Consider the following 12,147-nt stretch of genomic DNA (forward strand, 5'->3'; position numbering starts at 1 on the left):
GATACAACTAAATTTGACGCAGCTAACAAGGACAACATCCAATCAGTAGGAATCTCAGATGACTACGATGAAACTAAATTAGAGCTTGATGCAACTAAGATCAAAGCTTACGATTCAGTAACAGGTGATGATGTCACAGCTAAGTTCGATATCACAGTTGAAGGTGGAGTGATTACTGCAACACTTAAAGCTGGCTTCACTAAGTCACTTGGCGATGCAGAAAATACTCAAGTTATCGACACAACTAAGTTCGCCTTCGGACGTTACTACAAATTTGATATCCCAACAACAGTGAAAGCTGATGTACCTGGCGGTGTAGATATCGAAAATACTGCGGCTCAAGTAGTTAACTACTACAACCCAACTACGAAGAAAGTTGAAAAACCAAGCAAACCAACTGAAAAACGTGTCAACAGCGTACCAGTACAAGTAGAGTTCAACTTCACTAAACGCTTGGAAGGTCGTGAGTTGAAAGCGAACGAATTCAGCTTCGTTCTTAAAGATTCAACAGGTAAAGTTGTTGAAACTGTAACGAACGATGCATCTGGAAACGTTAAGTTCTCAGCTATCGAATTCAAGAAAGAACAAGCAGGCGTTCACAACTACACAGTTGAAGAGGTAGCTGGAACAGACGCAACCGTTACATACGATACTATGAAAGCGAATGTAACAGTAACTGTTTCTCACGATGGAACAGCTAAAGTTCTTGTGGCTACTGTTGGCGATATCGCTGATAAAGAATTCAACAACCGCGTAACTCCTCCAGAAGAACCTAAGTTCCAACCAGAGAAATACGTTGTTTCTGAAGAGAAATTCGATATCACAGGCGACAAGCTCGTTGACGATGACAAAGAATTGGCAGATAAGGTCGCAGATACAAATGCCAACCCATATGCGGATGATGCATCAAACAACGAAGCACAAAACTTGAATACGAAGACTGTGAAACGTGGCGATAAATTGGTTTATCAAGTTTGGTTGGATACAACTAAATTTGACGCAGCTAATAAGGACAACATCCAATCAGTAGGAATCTCAGATGACTACGACGAAACTAAGTTGGATCTTGATTCTACTAAGATCAAAGCTTACGATTCAGTAACAGGTGATGATGTCACAGCTAAATTCGATATCGCTGTGAACAATGGTGTGATCACTGCAACCCTTAAAGCTGGCTTCACGAAGTCACTTGGCGACGCAGAAAACACTCAAGTGATCGACACAACTAAATTCGCCTTCGGACGTTACTACAAGTTTGACATCCCAACAACAGTGAAAGCTGATGTACCTGGTGGTGTAGATATTGAAAATACTGCGGCTCAAGTAGTCAACTACTACAACCCAACTTCTAAGACAGTTGAAAAACCAAGCAAACCAACTGAAAAACGTGTGAACAGCGTACCAGTACAAGTAGAATTCAACTTCACTAAACGCTTGGAAGGTCGTGAGTTGAAAGCGAACGAATTCAGCTTCGTTCTTAAAGATTCAACAGGTAAAGTTGTTGAAACTGTAATGAACGATGCGTCTGGAAACGTTAAGTTCTCAGCTATCGAATTCAAGAAAGAGGAAGCAGGCGTTCACAACTACACTGTAGAAGAAGTAGCTGGAACAGACGCAACCGTTACATACGATACCATGAAAGCGAATGTAACAGTTACAGTTAAACACGATGGAACAGCTAAAGTTCTTATCGCAACTGTAGGCGACATTGCGGATAAAGAATTTAACAACGTCGTAACTCCTCCAGAAGAACCTAAGTTCCAACCAGAGAAATACGTTGTTTCTGAAGAGAAATTCGATATCACTGGCGACAAGCTTCTTGATGATGATTCTGAGTTGACTGATAAATATGGTGAAACAAATACAAATCCATATGTAGATGGAACTTCAAACAACGAAGAACAAAACTTGAACACTAAGACTGTTAAACGTGGCGCTAAATTGGTTTACCAAGTATGGTTGGATACAACTAAATTTGACGCAGCTAACAAGGACAACATCCAATCAGTAGGAATCTCTGATGACTACGATGAAGCGAAGTTGGAACTTGATTCTACTAAGATCAAAGCTTACGATTCAGTAACAGGCGCAGAAGTAACAGATAAATTCGACATCACTGTGAACAACGGTGTGATGACTGCAACTCTTAAAGCTGGCTTCACTAAGTCACTTGGAGACGCAGACAACACTCAAATCATCGATACAACTAAGTTCGCATTTGGACGTTACTACAAGTTCGACATCCCAACAACAGTGAAAGAATCTGTTAAAGCTGGTGCAGATATCGAAAATACTGCAGCTCAAGTCGTTAACTACTACAACCCAACAACTAAGAAGGTTGAAAAACCAAGCAAACCAACTGAAAAACGTGTAAATAGCGTTCCAGTTCCACTTGATCTTAAATTCACGAAATCTCTTGAAGGTCGTCAATTGCAAGATCAAGAATTCACATTCGTTCTTAAGAAAGATGGCAATGTTGTCGAAACAGTGAAGAATGACGCTACTGGTAAAATTACCTTCAAGACTCTTGAATTTGGTAAAGACGATCTTGGTAAGACTTATAACTACACTGTAGAAGAAGTAGCTGGAACAGACGCAACCGTTACATACGATACTATGAAAGCGAATGTAACAGTAACTGTTTCTCACGATGGAACAGCTAAAGTTCTTGTGGCAACTGTTGGCGATATCGCTGATAAAGAGTTCAACAACGTTGTAACTCCACCAGAAGAGCCTAAGTTCCAACCAGAGAAATATGTCTTGAATGAAGAGAAATTCTCAATCACTGACAACAAACTTCTTGATGATGATTCTGAATTGACTGATAAATATGGTGAAACAAATACAAATCCATATGTCGATGGAACTGACAACAACGAAGCTCAAAACATCAATACTAAGTCTGTTAAACGTGGTCAAAAACTTTACTACCAAGTATGGCTTGATACAACTAAATTTGACGCAACTAACAAAGACAACGTTCAATCTGTAGGAATCACTGATGACTTCGATGAAACGAAAGTCGATGTAGATGCTTCAGCTATCAAGGCTTACGATTCAATAAGTGGAGCAGATGTAACAGACAAGTTCGATATCAAGGTTGAAAATGGTGTGATGACTGCAACTCTTAAAGCTGGCTTCACTAAGTCACTTGGAGACGCAGAAAATACTCAAATCATTGACACAACTAAATTCGAATTCGGACGTTACTACAAGTTTGACATCCCAGCAACTGTTAAAGCTGACGTTAAAGGTGGAGTAGACATCGAAAATACTGCGGCTCAAATTGTAAACTACTACAACCCAGTAAGCAAGACTGTTGAAAAACCAAGCAAACCAACTGAAAAACGTGTGAACAGCGTACCAGTATCAGTAGAATTCAACTTCACTAAACGTTTGGAAGGTCGTGAGCTTAAAGCCAACGAATTCAGCTTCGTTCTTAAAGATTCAACAGGTAAAGTTGTTGAAACTGTAACGAACGATGCATCTGGAAACGTTAAGTTCTCAGCTATCGAATTCAAGAAAGAACAAGCAGGCGTTCACAACTACACTGTTGAAGAAGTGAAAGGTACTGATGGAACTGTCACTTATGATGAGATGAAAGCAGTAGTAACTGTAGAAGTTAAACATGACGGAACAGTGAAAGCTCTCATCACTAACGTAACTGATCCAGCAGACAAAGAGTTCAACAACAAGGTGACTCCACCAGAAACTCCTGAGTTCAATCCAGAGAAATATATTCTTAATGAAGAGAAATTTGATATCACTGGAAATAAACTCCTTGATGATGATAAAGAGTTGACTGATAAAGTAGCTGATACCAACAAAGATCCATACGTGGACAAAGTTGATAATAATGAAAAGCAAAATATCAATACTCAAACACTCCATAAGGGTGATAAGGTTGTTTACCAAGTATGGTTAGATACAACTAAATTCACTGAAGCTCACAATATTCAATCTGTTGGTATTACAGATAAATATGATAGCGAAAACTTGGATGTTAATGTAGCTGAAATTAAGGCTTATGATTCAGTAACTGGTGAAGATGTAACAGCTAAGTTTGATATCTCAATTGTGGATGGTGTCATTACTGCTACATCTAAGGCTGACTTGACTAAGTCACTTGGAGGTGCAGAAAATACTCAAGTAATCGACATTGCTAAATTAGCATTTGGACGTTACTACAAGTTTGATATTCCAGCACGTATCAAGGGAACTGCTAAAGAAGGTGTAGATATTGAAAATACAGCTTCTCAAATTGTTCACCAATATGATCCAACTAAGAAATCAGTTGAAAAACCAGAAAAACCAACTGAAAAACGTGTTGTTAATATTCCAGTGAAAGTTGAATTCAACTTCACGAAGAAATTGGAAGGTCGTGCGTTGAAAGCTGGTGAATTCAGCTTCGTATTGAAAGACAAAGATGGTAACGTGATTGAAACCGTAAGCAATGATGCTGAAGGTAAGATCAAGTTCTCAGCTCTTGAATTCAAACGTGGTCAAGAAGGTACTTATATCTATCATGTAGAAGAAGTGAAAGGTACAGAGGCTGGAGTTGAGTACGATAAGATGGTAGCGACTGTTGGAGTTACTGTAACTAAGGATGGTAAAGTGTTGACTCTTACTTCACAAATGCCTGAAGATACTGAGTTTAACAACAAGGTAACACCACCAACACCACCAACACCACCAACACCACCAACACCGCCAACACCGCCAACACCGCCAACACCGCCAACACCGCCAACACCACCAACACCACCAACACCACCAACACCACCAACACCGCCAACACCACCAACACCACCAACACCGCCAACACCACCAACACCACCAACACCAGAAAAACCTAAAGGTCCTGAATTGCCAAACACTGGTGAACAATCTAAATCTGGAATTGCTGCACTTGGTGCTGCACTTGGTCTTGTAGGTCTAGGTTTGGTTGTGAAACGCAAAAAAGAAGATGAAGCTTAATATTTCTAGTTTTCTAGAATGATTCAAGATTTATCTTTGAGTATCTAAACCAAAGATATTCTAAAGTTGGTTATACATTTATTAAATAAGTGTATGTAAACGCAAGAAGAGAGGTTCATGCCTCTCTTTTTGTTTTATAATTTATTTAAGAAACCGAAAACTTTGAATAAAAATAAAACTTTAAAATTAATTAAACAAATGGTCAGTAATTGTATATTTTTTAAATAAGTATGGTATAATTTGATTAGATAATCAAATGTTTTCTAATCGTAAAGGAGGTTATTATGAAGCATAAATTGTCTAGATGTTTAACATTTTTTTAATGTTTTTGCTAATAGGCTTATCAATAGTTAAATTAGCAAAAACAGTTCAAGCAGATTCGGTGACGGGTTATAATCTTGATACTAAGATTATTCATGAGAGATCTGGTCTTGAATTGAGTGATGATGTGGAAGTTATTGCTGGGGAACGTTTAATCGCAACTTATCAATTAACTTTTCCAGATAGTCAGAGTATCTCTGAGAATGATCAATTGATTTTAGATATTCCTAGAGAGCTTAGATTGATTACAAATTTGACCTTTGACGTTACAAATAGTAAGGGCACGAAGGTTGGTATTGCTCAAACAGATCCTAGTACAGGAAAAGTTACGGTAACTTTCACAGATTATTTTGCTAAGAGGCCTGAGAATAAAGAGCTTTCTTTACAGTTTAATTTAACTATTAATCGAGAAGTCATTAAGGAGAGTCAAACAGTTACTGTTACCATTGGTCATAAGACTTATAGTTTCAAGTACAAACAAGACAGTGGTGAAGCAGGCGACTATGAAATGAAATACGGTTATCAAGATGATACAGATCCAAGTATTATTAAGTGGCGTATTCTCTTGAATGCCAATCAAGATATGATTCGTGGGATGACAATTACGGATACTTTTGGTAATGGACAAACCTTAATTCCTGAGTCATTTAGAGCTGTTCGTTATGATACACAACCTACAAAAATTCGTAATGAGGCTCATATTCTTACGTTAGAGCCATCAGATAACTTTTCAAACAAGGCAGTATTCACTAAAAATGCTCAAGGAGGAATCACAGGCTTTACGATTCCATTTGGAGATAACTATCATTGGGCAATGTATATTGAATACTCTACTAAATTACCAGATGGAGTTCCTGCAGGTTCATTAGTATCGAATAATTTGGCATGGTCTGCCACAAATTTTAAGACACGTAGTATGGTACGTGAAGTCCGTCTAGAGTCAGGATCAGGTTTTGGTAACGCAGAAAAATCAGAATCAGTTATCTTAAAGGCTCACAAAACTTTAAAAGGGAAAACACTAGAAAAAGATCAGTTTAACTTTGCACTTTATGATGCTGCAAACCCTAGTGAACCTCTTCAAATTGTAAAAAATGCTGAAGATGGAAGTGTAACCTTCAATGCTATTAAGTATAAAAAAGAAGGAGTTTACAACTATATCATTCGTGAAGTTATTCCTGAAAGCACTGATAATTACGATTATGATAGTCATGAACTAAAGGTTACTGTAACAGTAACGGATGATGATGGTATCAAAATGGGAACAGTGTCTTACGGTGAAGAGGAAACTACATTTACCAATACTTATCGAGGAACTACAAGTATAAAAGGTAAGAAAATTTGGAATGATACAGATAACAAAGCTGGCATTCGTCCAGATGCTATAACTGTTCGTCTTTTAGCTAACGGTAAAGAAGTAGCAAGTAAATCTGTTAAATCAGAAGATAATTGGAACTTTACATTTGATCAGCTACCTGAAAATGATGCTGAAGGAAAGGCAATTGTTTATACTGTAGCAGAAGACAAAGTTGAGGGGTATACGACAGAAATAGATCAGACAAACTATATCATCACTAATACACATGTCCCTAATATTCCAGATACTCCTGAAGTGACAGAATTAAAAGTCAGCAAGAGTTGGGAGGATGCTGATAATAAAGCTGGGAAACGCCCAAATAGCATTAAGGTACAACTCTATGCTGATGGAAGTAAAGTAGGGCAAGAAGTTATTTTGAACGAAGATAATAATTGGACTCATACTTTTACAAATCTTCCGAAATATTTAGCAGGAAAAATGATTAGCTATACAATTAGTGAAGTCAATGTTCCTGAGGGATATGTATCAAAAATAGTTCGAGATAATGAAACGAACCTAGTTTTGATTAATACCTATCAACCACCAGTACCTCCGGGTCCAGTAACGCCTCCAGGCCCAGTAACGCCTCCAGGCCCAGTAACACCTCCAGGTCCAGTAACACCTCCAGGTCCAGTAACGCCTCCAGGCCCAGTAACACCTCCAGGTCCAGTAACACCTCCAGGTCCAGTAACGCCTCCAGGTCCAGTAACGCCTCCAGGCCCAGTAACGCCTCCGGGTCCAGTAACACCTCCAGCACCAGGAACATCATCAACGCCTGAAAAGAAAAAGGCCAATGAGTTACCGAAAACAGGTGAACAGAAAACTACAGTTTTAATCGTTTTAGGAGTAGCACTTGGTTTAGTTGGATTGAGTTTGGTTGCTAAACGTAAAAAATAATATAAGAAAAAGAATCATTTTCTAAAATATAATCAGGAAGTGTTTCTGATATAAGATTTAAGAGAGGACGTCAAACTCCTCTCTTTTTTTGTTTAAGGGTAGAACTCTTAATTGCTTTGTTTAGTATATTTATATTTCCAACAAAAATAAACCGTTTTCACTTGACAAAAATTGGTCTATACCATATAATGAAATAAAGAATATGGAGGACAAAATTATGAAAGTTATTCAAGTGGAAAATCCAATTGAAGGTGGAAAAGTTGCTTTTGATATCTTAAAAGAAAAATTGGAAAACGGTGCACAAACATTAGGGCTTGCAACAGGAAGTAGCCCTCTGGAATTTTACCAACGAATCGTTGAGAGCGATCTTGATTTTTCAAATCTCACAAGTGTAAACTTGGATGAATACGTAGGTCTTGATGGGGATAATCCTCAATCATACCGTTACTTTATGCAAGAAAATCTATTTAACAAGAAACCGTTTAAAGAAAGTTTCTTGCCACGTGGTGTCAAGGATAATGCAGAAGCAGAAGTAGAACGCTACAACCAAATTCTTGCTGACCATCCAGTTGACCTACAAATTTTAGGAATTGGTCGCAATGGTCATATTGGCTTTAATGAACCAGGCACACCATTTGATAGCCAAACTCACCTTGTAGAGCTTGACCAGTCTACAATCGAAGCTAACGCGCGCTTCTTTGAGAAGATTGAAGATGTTCCAACACAAGCTATTTCAATGGGGATTAAAAATATTTTGGATGCTAAATCTATCCTTCTCTTTGCTTATGGGGAATCAAAAGCAGAAGCTATCGCTGGAACTGTTGAAGGTCCTGTGACAGAAAGTCTTCCAGCAAGCAGCCTGCAAAACCATCCAGATGTGACTATTATCGCAGATGCAGCAGCACTCAGCTTGTTAAAGAAATAAGATTTTTTTCATTAAAAACCATTCGATCCTATAGATTGGGTGGTTTTTTGGTTTGGATATGTTCAAAAAATGAATACAGTTTATCTGAAAGTGGTACAATAGTTCTAATAGAAGAGTGCGTGATAGATTATCCCTTGAAAAGAAGAATATATAATCCTCATTTTTTAAAAAATAAATGGAATGATTGGGGGGAATTTCATTTTTTTCTTGACAATTTTCTTCTTTCCGTGTAAAATAGAATAGATCTTGAACTTGAAGGGAGTGAAAAAAATGTCTAAAACAGTAGTACGTAAGAATGAATCTCTTGACGATGCTCTTCGTCGTTTCAAACGTGCAGTTACTAAAGCTGGTACTCTTCAAGAAACACGCAAACGTGAATTCTATGAAAAACCTTCTGTAAAACGTAAACGTAAATCAGAAGCAGCTCGTAAACGTAAAAAATTCTAATTAATAAGAAAGGCTAGACTTGTCTAGTCTTTTTTGTTAGCTTCTAAGAGTGAAACCTCAGAGAAGATAGTTAATTCAGTGTTAAATAGATATAATGATATTAATTATAGCTGATTTTTTAAGATAGTTTTAAAAGATTAGAGTCAAGAAAGTATTTTTGCAGAGAAGGTTATAAACAAGCAGATAGAAGTTTAGGGAAAAATTATCAGAAACAGTTACTGAAGAAAAGTTATAGAGTACTATGATTACAGATAAAAGAGTACGAAAGTTCATCTTTCATATTTAAATACTATTGCAGAAAGAAGTCATTTTGGGTAGTAAAAATGACATTTTACATTTTTACACCCCTTTTTCATGTTTTTTTGGTATAATTATATATATTAGTAGAAAAATCTGAGAGGCTTTATCATGAAAAAAACAAAAGTTGCAGTCGCTTTAGGAGCATTTTTGTTTCTTAGTGTCAGCGCAAGAGTTGAGGCGGACACAAGTTCGCAGTCTGACGTGAATCGGATTCATTTCATTAATACCAAAGGAAGTCCAGGTACAGATGCCATTTTGCTTGAAAGTAATGGGCATTATGCGCTGATAGATATGGGTGAAGACTATGACTTTCCAGATGGAAGCGATCCTCTTTATCCATTAAGATCGGGGATTATTACGTCAAATTTCTACGCAATTGAAGATCGACTTTTCCGTCATCTTGACCATGTAGGTGTTCAGAAGTTAGACTTTATGCTTGGAACACATGTTCATAGTGACCATATCGGTGGAGCTGACGAAGTTCTAAAAAAATATAAGGTTGATAAATTTTATCTAAAACGATATTCGGATGATCGAATTGCCACTCAATGGGGCTTGTGGGATAACCTTTTCAACTATAATAATGCTCTGAATGCCGCTAGAAAATATGGAGTCAATCTTATCCAAGATATCTCTGATAATGATAGTCATTTCAAATTGGGGGATATGGATATTCAGTTGTATAACTACAAGAATGAATACGGTCCAGATGGAAAATTAAAGAAAGTATATGATGATAATCCCAATTCGATTGTTGCTGTAGTTACAGTAAATGGAAAGAAAATTTATCTGGGTGGGGATCTTGATAATGTTTATGGAGCTGAAGATCGCTTAGGACCACAAATTGGGAAAGTCGATTTGATGAAATGGAACCATCACCTCGATGGAAAAGTTTCGAACAGCATTAATTTCCTCAATAACCTCTCTCCATCTATCGTTGTGCAAACAACAGGTTTGGATATCAATGTTCAAGCAACAAGAGATAAATTGAAAGAGATGAATGTTCAAGTCGTTCATGCTTCAAGTGATAAAAAAGATGCTACTGTCTTTGATATAAAAACAGATGGCATTAATAATATTTCTCAAGAATACCCAGATATTCCGAATACTACTGCACGTTGGATCACTGAGGATGGATATAAGAAGTATTATTTCGCTGATGATCAGATGGCAACTGGTTGGCATACAATTGATGGTGCGAAATACTTCTTCAATGGTAAAGGACATCTGCAACAAGATAAATGGCTTCAAGATTTTGATGATGAAGGTACTCTTAAATCTTTATATATGGATAAAGATGGGAAGTTACAAACTTCTAAATGGCTTCAAATTGACAAGCATTGGTATTATGTAGATTCTAAAGGATATCGAAAAGAATCCGAGTTAGCAATCATTGATGGTAAGACCTATTACTTTGACGAAAAAGGGATTATGCAAACTGGTACCAGAACAGTGAATGGAGCAACTCTGGTCTTTGATGATACAGGTGCGCTTTCAAATGAAGTAAGAGCATCATCCTGGAATAAAATTGGTAATAAATGGTATTACCTAGATGAAAATAAAAAAATGACCATTGGTTTCAAAGAAATTGACGGAAAGTTGTACTATTTCAATGAAGCCGGAGAAATGGGAACTTATTGGCAATACACACACCAAAAATGGTATTACTTTAGCGCTTCAGGTGAAATGAAACGTGGTTGGCTCTATGATGCAGGTAAATGGTATTATCTAGATCCTAAAACTGGAGAAATGTTCACTGGTTTAAATAAGATTGACGGCAAACTCTATCGTTTCAATGATGGAGGCGTCATGGCAACTGGTTGGGAACAGTTTGATAACAAATGGTACTATTATACATCTAGTGGCGATCAGAAAAAAGGTTGGCTTAAATACAACAATGACTGGTACTATCTCGAACTGAAAGATGGAGAGATGGTTACTGGAACCAAAGAAATCGATGGACAACAATATAGCTTTAAAGATAGTGGTGCTATGGTTACTGGTTGGAAACAAACAGATGATAAATGGTACTATTATGCATCAAGTGGTGAACTGAAAAAAGGCTGGATTAAATATGCTGGTGATTGGTACTATCTTGATTCGAAAGATGGAGAGATGGTTACAGGAACCAAAGAAATCGATGGGCAACAATATAGCTTTAAGGCTAGCGGTGCTATGGTTACTGGCTGGAAACAAGAAGATGACAAATGGTACTATTATGCATCAAGCGGTGAGCAGAAAAAAGGTTGGATAAAATCTGCAGGTAAATGGTACTACTTGAATCAAAATGACGGAGTTATGGTGACCGGCAGACAGGAAATTGATGGTGTCAAATATAGCTTTAACCAATCTGGAGCTATGGAAACCGGATGGGTATTTGACGGCAAAGATTGGTACTATCATAAAGAATCTGGAGCTGCAGAGACTGGTTGGTTCAAGTACTCTGGTAAATGGTATTACTTAGACAATGAGACTGGTAAAATGGTCACAGGTATCCATGAAGTCTCTGGAGATTACTATTACTTTAATAAGTCTGGTGAAATGCAAGTTGGTTGGATTCAAGAAAAAGGAGACTGGTATTACTTCAAATCAAGTGGTGAAATGCTTCGAAATGCAACTACACCTGATGGTTACAAAGTAGGTAGTGATGGTAGAATGCTTTCTAATGGAGTAACAACAACCACAAGTACTACAACTACGACTCCAAACGCAACAACTGTGGAAGAACCAACTTCAACAGAAGCAACTCTAAGAGAACCAGCTGAACATACAACTGAATCTACAACAAGTAGTGAAGAAAAATCAGTACCAGCTAGCAGTGATAAAGTGTCTGAGTAGTCTAGTACTGTTGAATAGTTGAATAACTAAAGAGAAGGGATTAAACACTAACCTATTGTTTAATCCCTTTTGGCTGTTAAAATTATAA

Annotated in this window: 5 protein-coding genes; all 5 read left to right on the forward strand. The window is 37.4% G+C overall.

All coding sequences use genetic code 11. The features are described from left to right. The coding region (locus tag ACESOD_RS07290; protein ID WP_373094695.1) for an SspB-related isopeptide-forming adhesin at positions 1–4,977 on the forward strand (4,977 nt) is incomplete at its 5' end. 322 nt (positions 4,978–5,299) lie between these two features. Beyond that, complete coding sequence (locus tag ACESOD_RS07295; RefSeq protein WP_373094697.1) at positions 5,300–7,549, forward strand: Cna B-type domain-containing protein; 2,250 nt, start codon at positions 5,300–5,302, stop codon at positions 7,547–7,549. A 217-nt stretch (positions 7,550–7,766) separates the two neighbouring features. Beyond that, a complete protein-coding gene (locus tag ACESOD_RS07300) occupies positions 7,767–8,474 on the forward strand; it encodes a glucosamine-6-phosphate deaminase (RefSeq protein WP_049508421.1) in 708 nt (235 codons plus the stop codon). A 270-nt stretch (positions 8,475–8,744) separates the two neighbouring features. Beyond that, entirely contained in the window at positions 8,745–8,921 is a 177-nt protein-coding gene (gene rpsU / locus ACESOD_RS07305; RefSeq protein ID WP_000048054.1) for a 30S ribosomal protein S21, read from the forward strand. A 408-nt stretch (positions 8,922–9,329) separates the two neighbouring features. Then, positions 9,330–12,059 carry an MBL fold metallo-hydrolase gene (locus tag ACESOD_RS07310; RefSeq protein WP_373094699.1) on the forward strand — a complete coding sequence of 910 codons (2,730 nt, stop codon included), beginning with the start codon at positions 9,330–9,332 and terminating at the stop codon, positions 12,057–12,059. Positions 12,060–12,147 lie beyond the last annotated feature (88 nt).

Origin of the sequence: Streptococcus oralis, assembly GCF_964238205.1 — a bacterium.
Classification (GTDB): Bacteria; Bacillota; Bacilli; order Lactobacillales; family Streptococcaceae; genus Streptococcus; species Streptococcus oralis_CZ.